19 protein-coding genes are annotated in these 22406 nt (G+C 46.0%); 10 read left to right on the top strand and 9 right to left on the bottom strand.

The genetic code is table 11. The annotated features are described in order from the left end of the window. Nucleotides 1-40: 40 nt before the first annotated feature. The 5 genes from rpsU to ACXAC1_RS12050 all read left to right on the top strand — a co-directional run bounded on the left by rpsU (nucleotide 41) and on the right by ACXAC1_RS12050 (nucleotide 6455). Entirely contained in the window at nucleotides 41-256 is a 216-nt protein-coding gene (rpsU, locus tag ACXAC1_RS12070) for a 30S ribosomal protein S21 (RefSeq protein ID WP_055463821.1), read from the top strand. A 141-nt stretch (nucleotides 257-397) separates the two neighbouring features. Beyond that, nucleotides 398-844: a GatB/YqeY domain-containing protein gene (locus tag ACXAC1_RS12065; RefSeq protein WP_475061685.1), complete on the top strand. Its 447-nt coding sequence runs from the start codon at nucleotides 398-400 to the stop codon at nucleotides 842-844. Nucleotides 845-854: 10 nt separating this feature from the next. Further along, nucleotides 855-2882, top strand: coding sequence for a DNA primase (dnaG, locus tag ACXAC1_RS12060; RefSeq protein ID WP_475061684.1), 2028 nt, complete (start codon nucleotides 855-857; stop codon nucleotides 2880-2882). A gap of 113 nt (nucleotides 2883-2995) precedes the next feature. Then, nucleotides 2996-4837 (top strand): RNA polymerase sigma factor RpoD, encoded by a 1842-nt coding sequence (gene rpoD, locus ACXAC1_RS12055; RefSeq protein ID WP_475061683.1) that lies wholly within the window; start codon nucleotides 2996-2998, stop codon nucleotides 4835-4837. 220 nt (nucleotides 4838-5057) lie between these two features. Continuing rightward, a complete protein-coding gene (locus ACXAC1_RS12050; RefSeq protein ID WP_475061682.1) occupies nucleotides 5058-6455 on the top strand; it encodes a PhoH family protein in 1398 nt (465 codons plus the stop codon). Between the two features lie 19 nt (nucleotides 6456-6474). Here ACXAC1_RS12050 and ACXAC1_RS12045 read toward each other — a convergent pair whose 3' ends face one another. The 5 genes from ACXAC1_RS12045 to ACXAC1_RS12025 all read right to left on the bottom strand — a co-directional run bounded on the left by ACXAC1_RS12045 (nucleotide 6475) and on the right by ACXAC1_RS12025 (nucleotide 10506). Next, on the bottom strand, nucleotides 6475-7506 hold the full coding sequence (locus ACXAC1_RS12045; protein WP_475061681.1) for a M48 family metallopeptidase: 1032 nt from the start codon (nucleotides 7504-7506) through the stop codon (nucleotides 6475-6477). Nucleotides 7507-7520: 14 nt separating this feature from the next. Next, nucleotides 7521-8543, bottom strand: coding sequence for a YjgN family protein (locus ACXAC1_RS12040; RefSeq protein ID WP_475061680.1), 1023 nt, complete (start codon nucleotides 8541-8543; stop codon nucleotides 7521-7523). Between the two features lie 185 nt (nucleotides 8544-8728). Then, nucleotides 8729-9262: an NADPH-dependent FMN reductase gene (locus ACXAC1_RS12035; RefSeq protein ID WP_475061679.1), complete on the bottom strand. Its 534-nt coding sequence runs from the start codon at nucleotides 9260-9262 to the stop codon at nucleotides 8729-8731. 111 nt (nucleotides 9263-9373) lie between these two features. Further along, nucleotides 9374-10066, bottom strand: a complete 693-nt coding sequence (locus tag ACXAC1_RS12030; RefSeq protein WP_475061678.1) for an aspartate/glutamate racemase family protein — start codon at nucleotides 10064-10066, stop codon at nucleotides 9374-9376. Then, entirely contained in the window at nucleotides 10063-10506 is a 444-nt protein-coding gene (locus ACXAC1_RS12025) for a YkvA family protein (RefSeq protein ID WP_055463828.1), read from the bottom strand. Before ACXAC1_RS12025 ends, ACXAC1_RS12030 begins: the two co-directional genes overlap by 4 nt. A 231-nt stretch (nucleotides 10507-10737) precedes the next feature. Here ACXAC1_RS12025 and ACXAC1_RS12020 point away from each other — a divergent pair, with 231 nt between their 5' ends. After that, complete coding sequence (locus ACXAC1_RS12020) at nucleotides 10738-11664, top strand: LysR family transcriptional regulator (protein ID WP_055463829.1); 927 nt, start codon at nucleotides 10738-10740, stop codon at nucleotides 11662-11664. Nucleotides 11665-11727: 63 nt separating this feature from the next. Here the strand turns inward: ACXAC1_RS12020 and ACXAC1_RS12015 are convergent, their stop codons facing one another. The 4 genes from ACXAC1_RS12015 to aptA all read right to left on the bottom strand — a co-directional run bounded on the left by ACXAC1_RS12015 (nucleotide 11728) and on the right by aptA (nucleotide 19161). Further along, nucleotides 11728-14865: an efflux RND transporter permease subunit gene (locus ACXAC1_RS12015; protein ID WP_475061677.1), complete on the bottom strand. Its 3138-nt coding sequence runs from the start codon at nucleotides 14863-14865 to the stop codon at nucleotides 11728-11730. A gap of 16 nt (nucleotides 14866-14881) precedes the next feature. Next, entirely contained in the window at nucleotides 14882-16027 is a 1146-nt protein-coding gene (locus ACXAC1_RS12010; RefSeq protein ID WP_228189838.1) for an efflux RND transporter periplasmic adaptor subunit, read from the bottom strand. 251 nt (nucleotides 16028-16278) lie between these two features. Further along, nucleotides 16279-17775, bottom strand: coding sequence for a CoA-acylating methylmalonate-semialdehyde dehydrogenase (locus ACXAC1_RS12005; RefSeq protein WP_475061676.1), 1497 nt, complete (start codon nucleotides 17773-17775; stop codon nucleotides 16279-16281). 48 nt (nucleotides 17776-17823) lie between these two features. After that, nucleotides 17824-19161 (bottom strand): omega-aminotransferase AptA, encoded by a 1338-nt coding sequence (gene aptA / locus ACXAC1_RS12000; protein ID WP_475061675.1) that lies wholly within the window; start codon nucleotides 19159-19161, stop codon nucleotides 17824-17826. Nucleotides 19162-19250: 89 nt separating this feature from the next. Here aptA and ACXAC1_RS11995 point away from each other — a divergent pair, with 89 nt between their 5' ends. The 4 genes from ACXAC1_RS11995 to ACXAC1_RS11980 all read left to right on the top strand — a co-directional run bounded on the left by ACXAC1_RS11995 (nucleotide 19251) and on the right by ACXAC1_RS11980 (nucleotide 22393). Next, entirely contained in the window at nucleotides 19251-20165 is a 915-nt protein-coding gene (locus tag ACXAC1_RS11995) for a LysR family transcriptional regulator (protein WP_228189836.1), read from the top strand. A gap of 155 nt (nucleotides 20166-20320) precedes the next feature. Continuing rightward, a complete protein-coding gene (locus tag ACXAC1_RS11990; protein ID WP_475061674.1) occupies nucleotides 20321-21415 on the top strand; it encodes an ABC transporter substrate-binding protein in 1095 nt (364 codons plus the stop codon). 90 nt (nucleotides 21416-21505) lie between these two features. Next, nucleotides 21506-21943 (top strand): pseudoazurin, encoded by a 438-nt coding sequence (locus ACXAC1_RS11985; protein ID WP_475061673.1) that lies wholly within the window; start codon nucleotides 21506-21508, stop codon nucleotides 21941-21943. Between the two features lie 78 nt (nucleotides 21944-22021). Next, nucleotides 22022-22393 carry a glutathione S-transferase N-terminal domain-containing protein gene (locus ACXAC1_RS11980; RefSeq protein WP_475061672.1) on the top strand — a complete coding sequence of 124 codons (372 nt, stop codon included), beginning with the start codon at nucleotides 22022-22024 and terminating at the stop codon, nucleotides 22391-22393. The last annotated feature ends 13 nt before the right edge of the window (nucleotides 22394-22406 follow it).

The raw sequence follows: 22406 nt of genomic DNA, 5'->3' as shown, positions 1-22406 counted from the left end.
TGTGTATACAAACGACTAAATTTTTTATAGGTAAATAGATATGCCAGCAGTTAAAGTTAAAGATAACGAACCATTTGACATTGCACTACGTCGCTTCAAGCGTTCTTGCGAAAAAGCAGGTATCCTAGCTGAAGTTCGTCGCCGTGAGTGCTATGAAAAACCAACGACTCTACGTAAGCGCGCAGCAGCTGCAGCTGTTAAGCGTCACGCTAAGAAAGTATCTCGCGAACAGAAGAAATTCCAACGCCTGTACTAAGCAATTGCTCATTGCTTAATTTTAAGCAATACCGATTGCAGTAGAGTTGAAAAGCTTTACGATAAGAAATCGGCTAGTTCTATAACTAGCCGATTTTTTTTGTTTCAATAACACGATTGCCCATTCCTGAGGAAGACAACCATGTCAGAATTGAAAAAATTGATCTCCGATACTCTTAAAACATCTATGCGTGCCAAAGAAAAAGAGCGCGTTACCATCATTCGTTCTATCCAAGCTGAAATCAAACGCGTAGAAGTTGATGAACGTATCGAAGTGGAAGATGATCGCGTATTGGCAATTCTGGATAAGATGGTTAGACAGCGTAAAGACTCTTTCCAACAGTTCACCGACGGTGGCCGTGAAGATCTAGCGGAAATCGAAAAGAAAGAGATGGACGTCATTGCAGAATTCTTACCGCAACAACTTACCGAGGAAGAAGTAACTGACATCGTCAAAGCAGCCATTGCTGAAACAGGTGCAACCAGCATGCAGCAAATGGGAGCCGTAATGGCCATTGTTAAGCCGCAAGTACAAGGTCGTGGTGACATGTCGGTTGTTAGCAAACAAGTTAAAGCGCTACTAGGTTAATACCAAGACCATGGCGGGACGCATACCGGATCAATTCATTGATGAGCTATTGGCTCGTACCGACATCACTGATGTGGTTGCGTCTCGTATCACCTTAAAAAAGACCGGCCAAAACTACTCCGCTCTTTGTCCGTTTCATAACGAAAAATCCCCTTCTTTTAGCCTTAATCCAAATAAGCAGTTTTACTACTGCTTTGGTTGTGGTGCGGGTGGCAATGCCATCTCCTTTGTCATGGAACATGACCATCTAGATTTCGTTGAAGCAATTGAAGTCCTGGCCAAAGACGCGGGTATGGAAGTACCACGTGAACAAGGCGTTCCAGACCGTTATGAGCAAAACAGTGAACTACTCAAGCGTTTAAGTGAGTGCGCGACCTACTTCCAAGAGCAACTCACCCAAAGCCCACACAAAGACAAAGCACGCCACTACCTAGCCAATGATCGTGGCTTAACTGGACAGATCGCCAAAGTTTACGGCCTTGGTTTTGCACCGCCTGGCTGGGACAATTTACTGAAAAAGCTGGGCACACGTGCCGAGCAACAAGAGCAGCTACTGCAAGGCGGTATGCTGATCGAAAAGAAAGAACAGGCAGGACATTACTACGATCGTTTTCGTGATCGCATCATGTTCCCGATTCGTGACACTCGCGGTCGCGTCATCGCCTTTGGTGGGCGTGCTTTTGGCGATGAGAAGCCGAAGTATTTAAACTCTCCAGAAACCCCTGTTTTCCATAAAAATCTTGAGCTCTATGGTCTTTATGAAGCCAAGCAAAATACCACAACGCTAGACCATATCATCGTTGTGGAAGGCTACATGGATGTTATCGTACTGGCACAGTACGGTATCACCAATGCCGTGGCGACTCTTGGCACTTCGGTAAACAGCCAACACTTCAAAAAACTGTTCAAACTGGTCGATAAAGTCACACTCTGTTTTGATGGGGACAAAGCCGGACGCGCGGCCGCCATCCGCGGATTAGAAGCGACTCTTCCAGTTATCCAGAACGGTAAGCAAGTACGCTTCTTATTTTTACCGGAAGGAGAAGACCCAGATTCACTGGTTCGTAAAGAAGGCGCCGAAGGCTTCCAGAATCTATTAGAAGATTCCTCTTCCCTAGCACACGTGTTGTTTGAGCATGCACGCTCTTTGGTGACTTTGGCCGATGAAGAAGGCGAAGCACAGTTTACCCAGAATGCAATGTCACTTATTCAAAGCATTCCAGCGGAAGCAACCTTACGTTCATTATTAATCAAGCAGCTATCAGAGCAGTCTGGTCTGAGCTCAGACACATTAGCTGCAGCGGCCCCAGCACCAAAACAATACGACCATTCACAGCCAAGCCAATACGCGCCGCAAGCCTCTGACAACAATCATTACGATGATTATGGCTATGATCAAATGGACGATGGCTACGCACCGCACGGCTACGATGATGCAGGCTACCAACCTTACCCTGATGACGGTCAAATGGTGCCTGCTCAAACAGCGCAGACCCAAAAGCCAGGCTTTAACAACAAAGGCTTTAAGGGCAAGAAGAGACAAGGCCAATGGAAAGGAAAGGGTAAGTGGCAAAACCAAGAGACCTTTGCCCCACTCTCTATGCAGCCTAAATTAGGACGGATTGCTCATGCCACTTTATGTCTACTGATGCATCCAGCCATTGCTCAAGAAGTGGATGTTCCAGACCCACTGTTGTCAGGTGAAACACCGGATCGCCAAGCGTTTAGTCGTGTTTGGCGTTATTTCTCTAAGCACCCAAGTCACAATACTGGCCACTTCCTTATTCAAGAGAAAAATCAGGCCTTACTAGATACTGTCTACGCTCTATTAAATCATCCGGACGCCACGACGAAACAAAAAATCGCCAACGCAAAACAGGAAGTTGAGGACTGGATTACACTGCAATCTGAAGCCTTAGGATTAAATTCTAGTATCCAACGGTTGAAAAGCCGTGGTAATGACGCCATAAACAATCCTGAAACACAGCAAGAACTCCGTGCTTTAATGGAACAGTTGCGCAGAAAGAAATCAAAATGATTGACTAATTATTGCCCAATTGTCGAGAGAATATCTGGATAAAATCCAAGTTTTTTGTTATAATACGCGGCTTGCTAATCTCCCAAACGAATTTCTAAACGATAGGTTGTCGAATGCCAGACACTCAACAGTCACGTCTTAAAGAGCTGATCGCCAAAGGTAAAGAACAAGGTTATTTAACTTTTGCCGAAGTTAATGACCACCTACCTGATGACCTTTCTGACCCAGAGCAGGTTGAAGAAATCATTGCCATGATTAATGACATGGGCATCGTGGTTTCTGAATACGCGCCTGATAAAGAAAGCCTTCTGATGGAAGAAGGTGATTCAACAGATGATGATGCTGCTGAAGAAGCAGCCGCGGCATTAGCCGCAGTAGAAGGTGATGTGACCCGCACCACCGACCCTGTACGAATGTACATGCGTGAAATGGGTACCGTTGAACTGCTTACTCGTGCCGGAGAGATCGCTATCGCGAAGCGTATCGAAGAAGGTACTCGTGAAGTGATGGCGGCATTGTCGTACTTCCCAGGTGCGGTAGATTTACTACTCGACACTTACGACAGAACATTGGAAGAAGAAGGTCGTTTAAGCGATATCTTTAGCGGCTTTATCGATGGTGATGGTGAAGAACCTGTCTTCGAAGAGCTTGAAGAAAGCGTTGAAGAAGAAGTCGAAGAAGACAGTGATGATGATTCTGACGACGATGATGACAGCGATGACGATGACAGCGAAACAGAAAGCGGCCCTGACCCAGAGGAAACGGCATTACGCTTCGGTGAAATCCGTCGTGTTTACAAAGAGCTTCTAGTTCTGCTTGAGCAGCATGAACGCGGTACGCCAGAAGTGGCGGCTAAGCAAGAAGAACTAAGCATCATGTTCGCGCCGATCAAGCTAGCACCAAAACTGTTTGATGATTTGATAGATCGTATTCGCTCTCGAATGGGCAAACTGCGTGAGCAAGAGCGTTTGATCATGCAACTTTGTGTTCGCAAAGCAATGATGCCTCGCACAGAATTCTTGAAGCGTTTCCCGAACAATGAAACGAACCCTAACTGGATTCAAGAGTGCATTGATTCAGGTGCATCATACGCGGATGGCCTTCGTGAAAACGAAGCAGAATTTATGCGTTGCCAGCGTAAACTACGCGGCATCGAAAAAGACACTGGTTTATCAGTGGCTGAATTGAAAGAAATCAACCGTCGTATTTCTATCGGTGAGACACGTGCTCGTCGTGCTAAGAAAGAAATGGTTGAAGCAAACTTACGTCTGGTTATCTCGATCGCTAAGAAATACACCAACCGTGGTCTACAGTTCTTGGACTTGATCCAAGAAGGTAACATCGGTCTGATGAAAGCGGTAGATAAGTTCGAATACCGTCGTGGTTACAAGTTCTCGACCTATGCAACTTGGTGGATCCGTCAGGCCATCACGCGTTCGATTGCTGACCAAGCGCGCACCATTCGTATTCCTGTGCATATGATTGAAACGATCAACAAATTGAACCGTATCTCTCGCCAAATGCTTCAGGAAATGGGTCGTGAAGCGACGCCAGAAGAGTTGGCTGTGCGCATGGACATGCCAGAAGACAAGATCCGTAAAGTACTGAAGATCGCTAAAGAACCGATCTCTATGGAAACACCAATCGGCGATGATGAAGATTCGCACCTAGGTGATTTCATCGAGGACGATGGCGCAGTATCACCAAGCGATACCGCAACCATCGAAGGTCTAAAAGAATCAACGACTATGGTTCTTGCAGGTCTAACTGCTCGTGAAGCAAAAGTATTGCGCATGCGCTTCGGTATCGATATGAACACTGACCACACTCTTGAGGAAGTGGGTAAGCAGTTCGACGTAACTCGTGAGCGTATTCGTCAGATCGAGGCGAAGGCTCTACGTAAACTACGCCACCCAAGCCGCTCTGAGCATCTACGTAGCTTCCTAGACGAGTAATTTTTTACTCACGCATAAGCACATTAAAAGCCCCAATCGGTATTGCGATTGGGGCTTTTTTATTGACCATCACTTTGTATAAATTTGTTGCGCTACTTAGCGCTTGTCGCATTTTTGTCATACACTCAAAATACTCTCAAATGAAGCGGAGGCCCTTCCCGATAAGAATATAAGTACACAGTGAATGGATTTTTATCTCTATATAGAGGAGAGAAGTACCATGGAAAAGATCTATGTGTTAGATACCAACGTTTTACTTCATGACCCAATGGCCATTTACGCCTTTGCGGAACACAAAGTCGTCATTCCCATGACAGTGCTCGAAGAGTTGGACGAGATAAAGGATCGCAGAGATAAAGACGTTAGCCGAGAAGCACGCCTAGCCATCAACATCATTGATAAAATAGTCGGGGATGCTAGCCCAAAAGAATTGCAAAATGGCGTTCCAATACATTCACCAGACTGCGAACAAATTAGTAAAGGCAATGGCACTCTGGCTATTTATCCAGACCAACAAATCACGCAACTGGACAATGTCCCCTTCTTAAATGGCAATCATAATCATGCCAACGACAATCGTATTATCAACGTTGCATTAAGCCTTCAAGCCACCAACCCTAGAGCCAGCGCTTGCCTCGTTACTAAAGACATCAACATGCGTATCAAAGCCAAAGGTTCAGGCTTAGAGCGTGTAGAAGATTATCGCAAAGACAAAGTGCTAGACGACGTTGACCTACTAAACAAAGGTTACATTAGTATTGAAGGGCGCTTCTGGGATAGTATTTCCAATGTCTCCACCGAAACCCACGGCGTTCATACGGTCCATAAGATTTCCAGATCTGAGCTTCCCGAAGAACTCTATTTAAATATGTTTGTAATAGACAACGATGAGTTCAGTGGCTTTGTAGTGAATATTGATGACAGCCATGTGTACTTACTCGATATCAATCGCTCAAGCTTAATGCACCAATCTTTCTGGGGCATCACCCCTCGCAATCTAGAACAAGCCATGGCGTTCTATCTTCTGCGTCACGACAACAGCGATATGATGATTATGACGGGGCCTGCAGGCTCTGGTAAGACATTGTTAGCGCTTGCTTATGGTCTTCATGTGACCATGGAAGAAAAACGCTTTAATAAAATTATCGTCGCGCGCTCCACACCGCCTTTAGCCGAAGACATTGGTTTCTTGCCCGGAACCGAGGAAGAGAAAATGGCCCCCTGGTTGGCAGCTTTTGACGATAACCTTGAGATTCTACACGGCAGCGATGAGCATGCCGTCAGCAGCATTGACTACGTCAAACAAAAAGCCAACATCCAGTTCAAATCCCTAAACTTTATGCGTGGCCGTTCATTCAATAACGCGTTAATCATTGTTGATGAGGCTCAAGGCCTAACACAGTTTCAGTTGAAATCCATCGTCACTCGTGTGGGAGCGAACTCAAAAATCATCGTTTTAGGCAACCTTGCCCAAATTGATAACAAATACATCACCCCACTTACCTCAGGTTTAACCTATTTGGTAGAACGTTGTAAGGCCTTTAAATACACCAGTATCATGCATGTGAATGGCATCGAACGAAGCCGTTTGGCAGAATTTGCCGAAGAAAACTTGTAATAAATTAAAGGCAAGACCACTACTGTGGTCTTGCCTTTATACGCTCTTCAACATCTGGATGGGACTGTAGATATCCCCAACCCTCTTCATCAACACTAGAGTAGACTGTGCTCAATTTACGCAAAGCGTTAGCGAAGTCGTCGGCTGACCGCCCCATGGCAAGCAAGTGTTGGTAGGCAAATTGATCGGCTTCTCTTTCCATTTCACGGGAGAATGATAAATCAACTACGCCAACCCCCGCCCCTAAAATGACTTCACCTGCCCCCTCTATATCGCCAAACATAGTCGAATAAAGTACAGTCGTAATCGTTGTTCGAATCACAGCCTGTAGGTTGTGTCGATGTTCAACATGACCAATCTCATGTAGCAATATTGCATCCAATAAATGCAAATCATCTTGCATCAGCTCAACAATACCATCAGTGACAATGACCGTTCCATCCGCCAGAGCGAACGCATTTGGCCCTAGATTCCAGTCGCGAAACTGCAATTCATACTTCTCTTTAGGGAAATCAAATTGCTTAAACAACTCATTCCAACTAGCCATAACCTGAAACTTAGCGTCTGGGCTTAAACTAGACTCTTCAAAATACAGTTCATCTAGAATGGCTAGACTTTGTTGCCCCATTTCCTGTGAAATAGAATCAGGCATCACTGTTGCAACTTGCAAGGATGCAAAAGGTATCGCCACTTTGACCATACCGATTAAAAACACAACCATCAGAGCTATCGCTAAAGCACCATAATGCCACTTTGTCTCTAGCCAATAGATAAACGATGAAGATCTGCGACTATTAGGCCAGCAGTAATCAGGGTTATCGGGGATAAAACTAGCACCATCATCAAAGTACAATGTCATAGGGATACTGGGTAATCGTGATGACATCGTACAGTTAGAATAGCGATTGCTATGTAGAACTTCGTCTGAGGAGTAATGGAAAACGGTCAACTGATCACTTTCAAGGTCTAAAGTCAGCGCAGCAGCATCGACTTGTGACGATGCTGCGTACTGAAAATGCCCTTTTACCTTTATCGATGAGGCAACCTGCATAATTTAATCATCCGCTAGGTTAGCGACAAATCACTATCGAAGAAGCCAGAAAGCTCCTCTCCTAAGGCAGAGTCTAGCTCTCCAGAGGACGCCACCAAATTATCAATTTCAGGATACAAATGCACCCTAGTGGCATCAGCCAGCATTTTTTTGTGACGAACTTCTGCAACCGGAAAACCTAAACCAAGCGTAAAAGTAACGATCAAAGCATTCGTGGCCATCACACCAAGATAACTGTCTAAACGTAAATTAGATTCAAACTTAACCAAGTTATGTGCTTCAAGCGCATTTAGAATGTGGTTACGAACCATGACGCTGTAAACACCGAAAGCTACAAAAAACATAACATAACTGGTCATAATCATCGCAAAGGATGGACCACTAGACTGGAGCATTTGAAAAGCTACAACGAAAAGAATAATTACAGGAATTAAGAAAGTCAGAAATGCAATTAAAGCAGCTTTGTAAAAAAGTTTGCCGCTAAGATTTGCCGTAAATGCATGCTCACCGAACTTTAAATTATTGTAAATATAGCGATTGATTCTGCATAGAACCCAAGGAAGCGCCAGACCAAGTGTCAATATGGACAATAATGGAAGCAGCAAAAAATTTACATAAGCGCCTTTAACTGAACCCGCAAAACCAAAACGAACGTTGCGATAAGCCGTTTGGCGCAAATTGAAGCGTAGACCTTGATACATGAGATAAGGTGATGCCAACCAAACCAATAGCGCTAAAAGCAAACCTAACATTGGAATCAAAGAGCTCAGCACCGAATACGCAATAAAGAAGATCAAAGCAATTAAACGCCCTTTTAGCAACTGCATGGGAGTTGCTAAATATTGCAAACGATGACCTTCGACTTGAGTATGTCCATAGATATATTGAGTATTACGTACTTTGGCCCAGGCACTATAAATACCGAGGGTGCAGACTGTTAAAACCATATTAACAATCCAGAGTTTGAAGTATTCCCATTTACTGGCCGTAAATGAAATATAACTGATGCGTTCATCAGTAGAAACTGAAGTATCCATATCAAATTGTCCATTTTATATTCAAATTTCGAGCCAGCATTATCCATATAAAATTTGTAAAAACAAGTATCAAATGAAAACCAATATCAAATAAAGATGAGGGCGTTAATACAAAAAAAGCGGCTAAAAAGCCGCTTTTTCATACCCTAAACACCGCTACTGTAAAGCTCGCAACGACTAAATCATTAACCTAGTGTCGCTAGTATGTCTTTTAGTTTTGCAGACAACTCTTCGTTGACCAAAACACCTTTATCCGTATCGAAGTTGTCGTTAAATGAAGGCACAGACAAGCTACCTTTTAAATCCATTGCGAAGAATCCCGCTGAGTTCACTGCCCCCGCCAACACGTTTCCAGCACCACCAGGACCAGGGGAAGTTGACAATAAAACGGTTGGTTTGTTTTGGTATACCTTCATATCGATACGAGACGCCCAGTCAAATAAGTTCTTGTACACTGCGGCATAAGAACCATTGTGCTCGGCAAATGAAATCAGCACCGCATCCGCTGCACCAATTTTATCGAAGAACTGTTGAGCCAACGGATGCATACCGTTTTCCGTTTGGCGCTCGATACTATAGAGCGGTAATTCGTAATCGTTTAGATCCAGCACTTCAACTTCAGCACCCGTATTTTGCGCCACAATGTTGGCCGCATGAGTCACTAGTTGTTTGTTGATTGATGCTTTGTGGTTTGTTGCAGCAAAGGCTAATACTTTCACTGGTAATCCCTCAGATGTGTTGTAAACATGGTTATTAACAATAGACCTTAAACATAGCACGCTTTTAAGGATCAAATATGGCAAAAGAAAACCAGATAGTTAATGGATTATTTACTTTAATGCAAAAGTAACCGCTGCGCCCGCATGAATCTCAGTGGTATCAAACAACGGAGTATCGGTATCAGCCTGGGTGACCAGCATGCCAATTTCAGTGCATCCTAGTATCACCGCTTCGGCGCCCTGCTCTTTTAACGATTGAATAATGCGCAAGTATTCAGCTTTTGAGGCATTCGTTGTAATGCCAACGCATAGCTCTTGGAAAATCACTCGGTGGATCAAAGCCCGATCTTCTGATTTGGGCACCAATACTTCTAGATCGTGCCGCTCGCTTAAACGTCCTTTATAAAAGCCTTGCTCCATAGTGAATGCGGTCCCCAGCAGCCCGACCCGTTTAACGCCGGCTTGCTTTAAAGCCTCACCGGTGGCATCTGCGATATGGATAAGTGGAATGGAGATCGCATCATCAATGTCCTCTGCCACTTTGTGCATGGTGTTGGTACAAATTAGCAGACAGTCCGCTCCCGCTGCTTCGACTCCTTGGGCAGCTTGAGCCAGTATCTCTCCGGCCTTGCGCCAGTCTCCACTTTGTTGGCAGGCTTCTATTTCAGCAAAATCCACACTATTCAGAACCACCTTGGCAGAGTGAAGACCGCCTAGGGCTTCTTTCACCCCCTCATTAATGGCCCGATAATATCCCTGTGTGCTTTCCCAGCTCATACCACCTAATAATCCGATTGTTTTCATTCTGACTCCGTTTCTCCCATTAATTGTTCCACTTTGACCTTAGCTTTTTCTTTGACACCCTCATCGATTAAAGAAGCCACAGCAATCAAGGCACTGCTGATCAAACTGATGTCATCACTGTAACCGAAAAACGGCGTCAAGTCGGGGATCACATCAATCGGCGTGAGCAGATACCCCAACGCCCCATAGATTGCTGCTTTTTGTGCTAGGGTACAGTCCTTATGTTGGGTGGCATAATAGAGGCTGAATACTTTCTCTAATCCCGCTCGCCCGATGCGATTAGCATAGCGTTTACATTTTTGCCAAAAGTTGAGCTCATCATATTTTACCGCATACTCTTGCGCTGCTTGATCTAGGGAAATAGGTTCTTCGGCGATAAAGTCGCGATTCTTGTCCTTAGACTCAGCGCACTTTCGAAATTGAAATCGACTAAACTGCATAGCCACCTCCTATTTTTCGTTGATCTATTCAGCCTGACATACTCTCTGTGAAAAGCCATAGATAAGCCTATCAATTCATAAATTAAGCCCGCTTTTTTCCTCATTTAACTCGGCATTAGAGTCCATTAAATCCGCCAAACTAAGCATGAAGATGGTATAATTTTCAGTCAATCAGAAGCCCCTACGGACCCTCTTCCGCTTGGCTTTATTTTTTTCTTGGAAGGCCCGTCAATGATTCCAAACCAGCTAAATATTTTTAACACGGTGGTGAAAAACGGCAGTTTCTCCAGTGCAGCAAGATTACTGGGCGTGTCTTCGGCCGCCATCAGTAAATCCATTTCGCAGCTTGAGAAAAACTTAGAATTACGACTGTTTCATCGCTCTACTCACTCCCTCACCTTGACCGAAGACGGTCAGGAACTCTACAAACGCACCGGGCATTTGATAGAGCAACTTGAGGATCAAATTCGTCTCAGTACAGACAAGCAAAAAGCCCCACATGGACGTTTGAAAGTGAATCTTCCGGACAGCTTTGGACGCATGTTTGTACTGCCGTTAGTGCCTGATTTTCTGAAGAAGTACCCTGATATTGAGTTGGACTTAAAGTTTGACGACCGTATGGGGGATCTCGTTAAAGAAGGAGCCGATGTTGGTATTGGTGTCTTAGGCAATATCGATAGTGCCCTGATTGCTAGGGAGTTTTACTCACTACAACCAGTACTGGTTGCCAGTCGTGAATACATCAATAAATATGGCGAACCTAGCTGCCCGCAAGATCTGCTACAACACAACTGCATTGCCTACCGTTCAGACACCACTGGAAGAAAGAAAATCTGGAATTTTCGAATCGACGGTGAGCAAATTCAAATGGAACCGGAAGGCAATCTAATCGTCAACAACCTCTCAGCTGCCATGACCGCCGTGGAGATGGGTGTCGGTATTGCCGCCGTTGGCGTCGGCAATTATGAAACATGCCTAGAGCAAGGTGGTTTTCGTCGTATTTTGAAAGACTACGAAGCCGATCCAATCCGCGTCATGATTTACTATTCTTCACGACATTACCTACCAGCCAAAACCCGTGTGTTTATTGATTACATGCTGGCGAATGTAAAAGACCAGTGTCCTCATGAACTCGAAGATATGATTCACAATCTATAAAAAACAAAAGGGGGCTCCAAAATTGGAGCCCCCCTTTTTACAGAGTCATCACTATTCTTTTGACTAGGACTTCTTTCGTTCCAAAGCGGTCATGGCCATGTAGAAAACCGGTGTAAACAATAAACCAAACACCGTAACACCAATCATGCCAGAGAATACAGCCACCCCCATCGCTTGACGCATTTCTGCCCCTGCGCCGGTAGCCAACACCAATGGCACAACGCCTGCGGTGAAGGCAATGGATGTCATCAGGATCGGACGTAAACGCAAACGACAGGCAGACAGTATCGCTTCTAAGCGAGACTCACCTTGATGACGTTTATCACGCGCAAATTCAACCATCAGGATGGCATTTTTACTGGCCAAAGCAACCAGTACGATTAAGGCTACCCGAGTGAAAATATTGTTGTCCCCTGACGTTAACCATACGCCTGCTAAAGCAGATAAAATGGTCATCGGTACAATCAAAATGATCGCTAGCGGCAGCGTGAGACTCTCGTACTGTGCTGCCAGCACCATAAACACAAGCAGTACCACCAACGGGAAGATATACACCATAGTATTACCTGCCAATATTTGTTGGTACGTCACTTCTGTCCATTCAAACGCCATACCTTTATCAAGCTGCTCATTTAGAATTTTCTCAATGGCCGCCTGTGCCTGATCCGAGCTGTACCCGGGTGCTGGATTACCATTTAACTCAGCAGTAGGGTAACCGTTGTAGTGCATCACACGATCCGGACCAATGGTTGGCTCCACGGTTAGAATCGATCCCAACGGCACCATCGCTCCAGCATTATTGCGAACCTTTAAGCGCAAGATCTGCTCAGGGTCTACCCTATGTTCGGCTTCAGCTTGAGCATTTACCTGATAGGTTTTGCCAAATAAATTGAAATCGTTGACGTACGCTGAACCTAAATAGATCTGCAGTGTTTCAAATACCTGATCCAAGGGAATGCCTTGCAATAAAGCCTGCTCGCGATCCACTTCAATGTCCATTTGCGGCACTTGAATACGGAAGCTTGAGAATACGCCGGTTAAGGCTGGATCTTGGTAAGCCGCATTCATGACTTTTTGCAGATTGGCAAACAAGGCATCAAAGCCTAGGCTGGCACGATCCTCAATCTGTAGTTTAAAGCCCCCAGTCGAACCAAGCCCCAAAATAGGCGGCGGTGGAAAGATCGCCACAAATGCCTCATCAATGGTGCTGAAGCGGCCATTCAATTGGCCTGCAATGGCTCCAGCAGACAATTCTGGCACTTTACGCTCAGCAAACTCATCCAGTGTCACAAAGACAATGGCACTGTTTGAACTATTGGTAAAACCATTCACAGAAAGGCCTGGGAATGACACAGTTTGCATGACACCAGGTGTCGCCAATGCAATTTGTTCCATTTCACGTACCACGGCTTCTGTTCGATCTAAACTTGCCGCGTCTGGTAACTGAGCAATCGCAACCAAGTACTGCTTATCCTGAATCGGGATAAAACCACCTGGCACCTCATCGAATAATTTGAACGTGCCGCCAAGCAAGCCCACGTATACAACGCCAACCACCACACCTAAACGGATCAGCTTTTTCACACCTTTCTCGTAAGCTCGCCCACCACGATCAAATAGGCGGTTAAACGGTGTAAACAACCAACGACCAAATATGGCGTTCATTAAACGTGTTAACGCATCAGGCTTGGCATCATGAGAGCGCAGCAAAATAGCGGATAACGCAGGCGATAAGGTTAGTGAGTTAAACGCAGAAATCAGTGTCGAAATCGTGATCGTCAAGGCAAACTGTTTGTAAAACTGGCCACTTAAGCCCTGTATAAACGCTGTTGGAATAAACACCGCACACAGCACTAAAGCAATGGCTATGATTGGTCCGGTGACCTCACTCATAGCTTGTCGAGTGGCAGCCACAGGCGACAATCCATGTTCGATATTACGCTCAACGTTTTCCACCACTACAATGGCATCATCCACCACGATACCGATGGCTAGAACCAAGCCAAACAAAGACAAGGTGTTGATTGAGACCCCAAGCCACTGCATGACGGCAAAAGTACCAACTAAGGAAACAGGCACGGCAATTAATGGAATAATCGAGGCGCGCCATGTTTGTAGGAATAGAATCACCACAATTACGACGAGGACAATCGCTTCCAGTAACGTATTGATCACCGCATCAATGGAGCCACGCACAAAGACTGTTGGGTCGTAAGCGATTGCATAGTCTACCCCTTGAGGAAAGCTCTGGGACAACTCGTCCATTTGCGCTCGAACTTGGTTCGACAACTCAATGGCATTCGAACCTGGTCGCTGGAAAATAGGAATGGCGACCGCAGTTTGACCATTCAGAAGCGCACGAAGAGAATAGGAATCCTGCCCAAGCTCGATCCTAGCCACATCTTTTAGACGTGTGATAGCGCCATTATCATTGACTTGAACGATGATTTTTTCAAATTCATCAATGCTTTCAAGACGACCTTTCACATTCAATAAGATTTGGAATTCACTGTCGTTAGAAACGGGTTGAGCACCTAAACTGCCCGCAGCGACTTGCTGGTTTTGTTCCCTAACGGCCTGCACCACATCACTTGGAATCAAGTCACGGGAAGCTAAAGCATCAGGATCAAGCCACAAGCGCATGGAGTATTTACCACCACCGAACATCTGCACATCGCCCACGCCCGGCAAACGCGCCAAAGCGTCTTTGATATAAATATCTGCGTAGTTTGATAGATAGCTAATATCGCGATCACCCTCAGGCGAAAACAGGTGCACCACCATGGTTAAGTTAGGCGACGATTTCTCGGCAACCACCCCAAGTCGCTGCACTTCCTCTGGCAATCTTGGTAAAGCACTGGAGACACGGTTTTGCACTTGTACCTGAGCACGATCCAAGTCCGTTCCCAAAGCGAACGTCAGGGTTAGAGTCATGCGTCCATCGGTCGTCGCTTGAGAAAACATGTACAGCATGTTTTCCACACCATTCATTTCTTGTTCCAAAGGCGCGGCAACGGTTTCAGCGATGACTTTAGGGTTAGCACCAGGATAGTTGGCCGTCACGACCACAGTCGGTGGGACAACTTCTGGGTATTCACTGACAGGCAACTGAAATAGGGAAATGCCGCCGCCGATCAGAATCAGCAAAGACAGCATCGCCGCAAAAATAGGTCGACTGATAAAAAAGTGACTGAATTTCATGTTAGAAAAGCTCTTGTTACGCCGATGGTTTAGCGGATGCTAAGGCCAACTCAGCCGTTTTAATCGACACATCCCTAGGAGCAATGGTCATACCTGGTCCCACTCGAGCTGGACCGTTAACCGCGATGCGCTCATTAGGCTGTAAGCCAGATTCAATCACTCGTAAATCCCCCTCTCTACGGCCTAGCTGTACTTGGCGGTATTCCAAAACATTGTCTTGATTTACGACCAATACAAAACGATTCTCTAGATCGGTTCCAACGGCGCGATCTGGGACTAAAATAGTTGGCTGGCTAGCCACTGCTTGCAGCTGGATACGTGCAAAGGCTCCAGGGCGAAGCGCTTCACTGTCTGACTTAAACAAAGCTCGAACACGTAAAGTGCCACTCTCAACATTGATCTGGTTATCAATGAAATCTAGGTAGCCCTGATACTCCGTCTGAGCTTGACCAGACAGCATCATCGTTGCTTTAGTTTGACCATCTGCTTTGACTTGAGAGAAAGCACTGTTCCAAGTGCGCTCGTCCACATCAAAGTACGCATACAAAGAGTCTGTCGCGACTAACGTCGTTAGCACACTTTGGCCCGCTTGAACGTTGTTACCCACAGTGATGAAAGCATTTGAAACTTGCCCATCAATCGGCGCACGTACTTCGGTAAACTGCAGGTTTAACAGAGCAGCTTCCAATGCAGCCTGCACGGAGGCAAGTTCGGCACGACGCTGCTGTGCAAGGGAAACTCTCGACTCCGCTTGCTCCGCTGACATCGCGTTACGACCTTGTAAGCTTTTGGCGCGATCTGCTTCGGATTGCGCTTGGCTTAAAGCCGCTTGCGCGCGATTCAACTCTGCGGTCAGGCGAGCAACTTCAGCTGAAAAGGGTCGCGGATCGATTTTGAACAATAGGTCACCACGTTTGACGCGACTCCCTTCTTTAAACGACACCGCATCAATGACGCCTGACACACGCGGACGTAAATCCACCTGCTGGGGCGATTCTAAACGTGTGGTAAAGGTGTACTCAGGACTGTATTGGGCATAAACCACTTTTGCCACATCAACAGGCTGAGCTGGGGGCTGCGTAGCAACCGTTGAATCCGCCTCAGCCGTACAGCCAACTAAGACAGTTGCTAAAAACAAGACAGAAAATATTCGCAAAGACATGCACCTAACTCCCGTTGGTCACGATAGCTTCAAAAGAAAGTCGGCAAGTATCTACGAATGGTCTTTAACTCTGTAGCTAGCACCAAGTTGAATTGGTTTAAACCTAAAGTTAAAAGGAAAGTTAGCCAAAAGCGCTTGACCAGTTGGTCAGCCAATAGCATAAAAAATGGCGCTATCTCTAAGAGACAACGCCATTCAAGGTTGAGCAGATAACAGTCACACTATCCTGCCCCGGAGGTTTGGTACATCAACTACTGCTGGCTTGGGAAAGCAAACTGCGCCGCTTCATGGGAAGCGCGTTTCGGCCAACGTTGGCTAATGGCTTTCTTGCGAGTATAGAAACGTACGCCATCAGGACCGTAAGCATGCAGGTCACCGAACAAAGAACGTTTCCAGCCGCCAAAACTGTGAGAAGCTACTGGTACAGGAAGAGGTACGTTAACACCCACCATGCCGGCTTCCACTTCGTCGCAGAACAGTTCGGCCGCTTCACCGTCACGAGTAAAGATACAAGTACCGTTGCCGTACTCATGTTCATTGATCAAAGCGATACCTTCTTCAAGGCTGTTCACGCGAACCACACATAGCACTGGGCCAAAGATTTCTTCTTTGTAAATGCTCATGTCCGTGGTCACATTGTCGAATAGACAACCGCCAATAAAGTAGCCGTTTTCATGGCCTTCTACTTTTAAACTGCGGCCATCAACCAACAAGTTAGCGCCACTTGCTACGCCTTCATTGACGTATTGCGTCACTTTCTCGAAGTGTTCTTTCGAAATCAGTGGCCCCATTTCAGCACCCTCTTGAGTATAGGCACCGACGCGTAACTCATGGATTTGAGGAGTTAGTTTTGCAATCAAGCGATCAGCGGTTTCATCACCCACACACACGGCAACAGAAATGGCCATACAACGCTCACCACAAGAACCAAACGCAGCGCCCATCAATGCGCTGACAGCGCCGTCCAACTCTGCATCTGGCATGACAATCGCGTGGTTTTTCGCACCACCTAGCGCTTGCACACGCTTACCGTTCGCTGTGCCTTGTGAGTAGATGTATTCCGCGACTGGCGTGGAACCAACGAAGCTCATCGCTTTTACTTGTGGCGCTTGAATCAAAGCATCCACCACATCTTTGCCACCGTTGACGACACTCATCACCCCTTTTGGTAGACCCGCTTCGTCTAGCAACTTAGCGATGTAAAGAGTAGAGCTTGGATCCTTCTCAGAAGGTTTTAAGATGAAACAGTTACCACACACAATCGCTAGCGGGTACATCCACAGTGGCACCATCGCAGGGAAGTTGAATGGCGTGATACCTGCAACAATACCGACTGGTTTGCTGTCGCTCCAAGCGTTGATACCTGGACCTGTTGTGCTGGAGTATTCACCTTTCAAAAACTCCGGCGCGCCACAAGCGTACTCCACATTTTCAATACCACGCTGTAATTCACCCAGCGCATCCGGCACGGTTTTACCATGTTCTTCGCTGATCATTTTAGCGATGGTGTCTTTATTGGCTTCTAACAGCTCTTTAAAACGGTACATCACACGAGCACGTTTTAGCGGCGGCGTTTTCTTCCAAGCAGGTAATGCGGCTTCCGCTGCACGAATAGCTTGCTCTACTGTTTCTTGATTACCCATTTCCATTAGGCACGTTACGGCACCGGTTGCAGGGTTAAAAACTTCAATTGTTTCGTTGCTGTGGCTGACCATTTCGCCGGCAATCAAATGCGTTACTGTTTCCATTGTGTTCAATACCTTTTCTTAACTCGTCAAAAATCAAATGTGTAAAACTTAATCCAAAGACTGCAATGTCTCGTGAACAGCGCTAAACAAGCGCTCTAAATCCTCTGCTTGGGCATTGAACGTTGGCCCAAATTGCAACGTGTCACCGCCAGCGCGAACGTAGAAACCTTTGTCCCACAATGCCAACATCGCTTGGTAAGGACGGGCAGTTGGATCACCGTCTTTAGGCTGGATCTGCAATGCCCCCGCTAAACCACAGTTGCGAATATCGACTATGTGCTTGGTACCCTTGAGTGCATGAAGCTTGTCTTCGAAAATCGGTGCAAGTTCAGCTGATTGTGGAATCAAGTGATCGCGCTCTAAAAGATTCAGTGTTGCTAACGCTGCCGCACAGGCCACTGGGTGCGCTGAGTAGGTGTAACCATGAGCAAATTCAATGGCATGTCCTGCTAGATCTTGCTCCATAAAGGTTTGGTAAATCTCTTTAGAGGCAATCACCGCCCCCATAGGGATCGCACCGTTGGTAATCTGCTTAGCAGTGTTCATAATGTCCGGCGTGACACCAAAAAACTCTGCACCAGTCCATTTCCCCATACGACCAAACGCTGTAATGACTTCATCAAAAATCAGCAAAATATCGTGCTGGTCACAGATTTCACGTAGACGCTGTAAGTAGCCAACTGGCGGTACGATCACACCTGCTGAACCAGACATTGGCTCAACGATAATCGCGGCGATGTTCGATGCATCATGCAGCTCAATCAGTTTCAGAAATTCATTGGCTAACTCAACACCACCGGTCTGCGCCATGCCTTTTGTAAACGCTAGCTCTGGCTGAAGTGTGTGGGGAATATGATCGGCATCGAACAGCTGACCAAATGTTTTACGGTTACCGTTAATGCCACCTAGGCTAGTACCGCCAATGTTTACCCCATGGTAGCCGCGAGCACGACCAATCAGCTTGGTTTTGCTTGGCTTACCTTTGGCACGCCAATATGCACGCGCAAGCTTCAACGAAGTGTCCGCACTTTCAGAACCAGAACCAGTGAAGATCACGTGATCAAGGCCTGCGGGGGTTTTGGCAACAATGCGCTCAGCCAATTTAAAAGACAGCTCATGACCGAATTGGAACGCAGGCGAGTAATCTAATGTGCCTAATTGTTCAGCGACGGCTTTTTGAATTTCTGCGCGAGAGTGACCGGCACCACAGGTCCATAGGCCAGATAAAGAGTCGTAGATATCACGGCCATCTTTGTCTTTAAACCATGAGCCTGAAGCCTGCGTGATGATACGAGGCGTCTGATGAAATTGACGGTTAGCAGAGAACGGCATCCAGTGTGCGCTAAGGTCAGCCGACTCACCATTTGAAAATTGAAACAGACTCATTGTGAAACACTCCGTAAGTTGGTACAGCTATTTTTTCTCACGGATTTAAGTTAAGTTAAATACAAACTTACTACACTCAGGTTAAGTAAATGCAAAACAAAAAGAAGCGCGCCATCATTAATCAAATTACCGATTTTGATATCAAGCTGATTCGTTTGTTTAAAACCGTGATTGAGTGTGGCAGCTATACCGCAGCAGAATCGATTTTAGGCATCACTAAATCAGCTATTTCTATTCAAATGAGTGACTTAGAAAAGCGCTTAGATATGAAACTCTGCCATCGAGGCAGAGGTGGCATTACTCTTACTGAAGAAGGTGAGGCGGTGCTTAATCTAGCGGAAGTGCTCTTGGCATCGATAGAGCAATTCCGCAGTGATGTGAATCAGATCAACAATGATCTACGTGGCGATTTAAACATCGCGTTGGTAAATAACCTCGTCACACAACCGCATATGCGTATCACACATGCACTGAAGGATGTGCGTGCTTTGAGTGACAAAATTAACATCAACATTACCATGTCCACACCGAGCGACATTGAAAAAGGCGTGATCGATGGTCGCTTTCACGTAGGAGCAGTACCCTCTACCAATAAAGTGTCTGGGCTTGAGTATCGCCCACTTTACACCGAGCGTTACTATTTATTTTGTAGCGACCAACACCCATTGTTCATGCAACCGCAACCTGACCAGTCCACTTTGAACCACAGCAACACAGTGGTAACAAGTCACCGAATGACCCCTGATGCCATCGCCATGCATCAAAAGTTAAACTGCTGTGCGACGGCATCAGATCACGAAGGTATCGCTTTCTTGATACTCACAGGGACTTACATTGGCTTTTTGCCAGAGCACTACGCAGAATATTGGGTATCTAAAGGTCGCATGAAAGCCTTACTGCCCCAGCAATATTATTTCGAATCAGAAATTAATCTCACCACAAAACGTGGCGCTCAGTTTAACCAAATATTAAATCAGTTCTTAGAATGTGTAGGTGCAGACTAATGGCTGCTTTGTACTATTCAGCTAATAGAATTGATCAAACGCAAAACCAACAAACAAGATGCAAATCAATAACGAGAATTATTTGCATAAAAACCAATCCTAATGTTTAATGACGCCATTTCTTAGCTTTCACACGCCAATAGGATTAGGATCATATGAAAATCTTTGCTCTAGCCGCCCTAAGTGCCGCCTTGATAAGTGGTGCTGCACAAGCCGAAATGACCACTATCAAGGATGTTTTAGGCCGTTCCGTCGACATTGATGTCCCAGCTCAACGTGTTGTCTTAGGTTTTTATGCTGAAGACTATATGGCCATCGGTACAGAGCAAGCCTTTGACAACGTAGTCGGTATTTCCCGTGATACATGGGAAGCATGGCGCCCAGCGAGCTGGAAGCTTTACACAGACTACCGCCCTTCCCTAAAAGACATCCCAGACGTAGGTGAAATCGAATCACAAACTTTCTCAGTAGAGAAAGTGCTCAGCCTAAATCCTGATGTTGTACTACTAGCTGATTGGCAGTACAAAGGCCTAGGTATGGACGTTGATACACTGGAAGATGCAGGCATTCCAATCGTTGTGGTGGATTACAATGCGCAAACTCTTGAGCGCCATTTACAAAGTACACACATCATCGGTGAACTAACTGGCCAAGAAACTCGAGCAGATAAAATCGCTGACGAGTACGAGACTCTGGTTACGGATATCCACACTAAGATTGCAGACGCAGGTTTAAAGAAACCACGCACTTACATTGAGTTCGGTAACCAAGGCCCAAGTGAGTACTCATTTACCTACGGCAAAAACATGTGGGGTGCCATGGTCTCTAGCGCAGGTGGTGATAACATCGCTGCGCCGTTTGTGGAATGGTGGGGGCCGATTAACCCTGAACAAGTGATTGCCTCTAACCCTGAAGTGATCTTCATCGCAGGTACCGAAAGCGGTAAAAAATCAGACGCTATGGTGATGGGCCAAGGCATCGATCGTAAGGTTGCGCAACAACGTCTTGCAGGCTTTACCAAACGCCCTGGTTGGGAAGACCTAAGCGCTGTTAAGTCTCAGCGCGTATACGGTATTTATCAAGGCGCTTCGCGTACCATTCTGGACGGTAGCATGCTGCAATTTATCGCCAAAGCTCAATACCCAGAGCTGTTTGCCGACCTAACGCCTGAACAAAACTACCTAGATTTCTACCAGCGTTACCTACCTGTAACGCCTTCAGGAACATTTGCTGTCAGCCTGACGAAATAAGCCCTGTTCACAGCATTTTCCTAACACTCGATAGTGTCTAGTCTTTGACGCTATCGAGTGTTCCATCAAAAATTTCTGATGAGGTTAAGAATGTCCAAAATACTTTCTCTGTTGTGTCTAGCGCTGCTCTCTTCTTTCGCCTCTGCCAAAGATTGGCAAATCCAAATGTTAAACTACGGTGACGCCGGTTCCATGGTATTTGAACCCAGCTACGTCCATGCTCAAGTCGGTGATACTGTCACCTTTGTACCAACACAATCGGGTCATAATGCCAAATCCTACGTGGTTCCTGAGCAAGCCAAACAGTGGACTAGCCCGCTCAATGAGACCTACACGTTAAACCTTGCGCAAGAAGGGGTTCACCTGTATTACTGCCCGCCGCATTTGATGATGGGCATGATTGGGGTTATTCAAGTTGGAAACGCAAGTAATATCAACGTCATTGAACAAAAGTACCCACGCTTACGCTCTAAAATTGCACTATCGCCAGAGCGTGTAGATGCCATCGTTGCTCAGATTAAAAATTAAGCGTTCCACTACTTAAACCACATCGACTTTATCGTTAGAATGAGCCCCCGAACATTCCAGTGAAACAGAGAGTACGAGATGAAATACTTGGTAAAGTTGATTCGCAACCTTTTAGGCGGCCTTATTGTATTGGTCGATGTGGTAACGCGTGGGAGCAAAAAGAAGCGTCCTGAGGCAGAACAATTAGCTGTCAACGAAGCGGCTAAAGACCTAACTTTATACCAATTCACAGCTTGCCCGTTTTGCACTAAAACTCGACGCGCTATGTACAAGCTCAACCTTCCTATTGAGAAGCGCAGTGCTTCTGAAGGCTCTCCTTACCGTGAAGAATTGCAATCTGGCGGCGGTCAAGTAAAAGTCCCTTGCTTACGTATTTCAGAAAACGGCAACGTCCAGTGGATGTATGATTCTAAAGAAATCATTCATTATCTTGAAAGCCGTTTTGCCTAACGAACTACTTACT

Source organism: Marinomonas sp. AWM4_232, from assembly GCF_056158325.1.
The sequence above is the reverse complement of the archived record's forward strand: the minus strand, read 5'-3'. Positions and strand labels throughout refer to the sequence as shown.

What these genes read in the sequence shown, in the direction of transcription:
- rpsU (WP_055463821.1), top strand. Translation starts at nt 41, where the DNA reads ATGCCAGCAGTTAAAGTTAAAGATAACGAACCATTTGACATTGCACTA.
- ACXAC1_RS12065 (WP_475061685.1), top strand. Translation starts at nt 398, where the DNA reads ATGTCAGAATTGAAAAAATTGATCTCCGATACTCTTAAAACATCTATG.
- dnaG (WP_475061684.1), top strand. Translation starts at nt 855, where the DNA reads ATGGCGGGACGCATACCGGATCAATTCATTGATGAGCTATTGGCTCGT.
- rpoD (WP_475061683.1), top strand. Translation starts at nt 2,996, where the DNA reads ATGCCAGACACTCAACAGTCACGTCTTAAAGAGCTGATCGCCAAAGGT.
- ACXAC1_RS12050 (WP_475061682.1), top strand. Translation starts at nt 5,058, where the DNA reads ATGGAAAAGATCTATGTGTTAGATACCAACGTTTTACTTCATGACCCA.
- ACXAC1_RS12045 (WP_475061681.1), bottom strand. Translation starts at nt 7,506, where the DNA reads ATGCAGGTTGCCTCATCGATAAAGGTAAAAGGGCATTTTCAGTACGCA.
- ACXAC1_RS12040 (WP_475061680.1), bottom strand. Translation starts at nt 8,543, where the DNA reads ATGGATACTTCAGTTTCTACTGATGAACGCATCAGTTATATTTCATTT.
- ACXAC1_RS12030 (WP_475061678.1), bottom strand. Translation starts at nt 10,066, where the DNA reads ATGAAAACAATCGGATTATTAGGTGGTATGAGCTGGGAAAGCACACAG.
- ACXAC1_RS12025 (WP_055463828.1), bottom strand. Translation starts at nt 10,506, where the DNA reads ATGCAGTTTAGTCGATTTCAATTTCGAAAGTGCGCTGAGTCTAAGGAC.
- ACXAC1_RS12020 (WP_055463829.1), top strand. Translation starts at nt 10,738, where the DNA reads ATGATTCCAAACCAGCTAAATATTTTTAACACGGTGGTGAAAAACGGC.
- ACXAC1_RS12015 (WP_475061677.1), bottom strand. Translation starts at nt 14,865, where the DNA reads ATGAAATTCAGTCACTTTTTTATCAGTCGACCTATTTTTGCGGCGATG.
- ACXAC1_RS12010 (WP_228189838.1), bottom strand. Translation starts at nt 16,027, where the DNA reads ATGTCTTTGCGAATATTTTCTGTCTTGTTTTTAGCAACTGTCTTAGTT.
- ACXAC1_RS12005 (WP_475061676.1), bottom strand. Translation starts at nt 17,775, where the DNA reads ATGGAAACAGTAACGCATTTGATTGCCGGCGAAATGGTCAGCCACAGC.
- aptA (WP_475061675.1), bottom strand. Translation starts at nt 19,161, where the DNA reads ATGAGTCTGTTTCAATTTTCAAATGGTGAGTCGGCTGACCTTAGCGCA.
- ACXAC1_RS11995 (WP_228189836.1), top strand. Translation starts at nt 19,251, where the DNA reads ATGCAAAACAAAAAGAAGCGCGCCATCATTAATCAAATTACCGATTTT.
- ACXAC1_RS11990 (WP_475061674.1), top strand. Translation starts at nt 20,321, where the DNA reads ATGAAAATCTTTGCTCTAGCCGCCCTAAGTGCCGCCTTGATAAGTGGT.
- ACXAC1_RS11985 (WP_475061673.1), top strand. Translation starts at nt 21,506, where the DNA reads ATGTCCAAAATACTTTCTCTGTTGTGTCTAGCGCTGCTCTCTTCTTTC.
- ACXAC1_RS11980 (WP_475061672.1), top strand. Translation starts at nt 22,022, where the DNA reads ATGAAATACTTGGTAAAGTTGATTCGCAACCTTTTAGGCGGCCTTATT.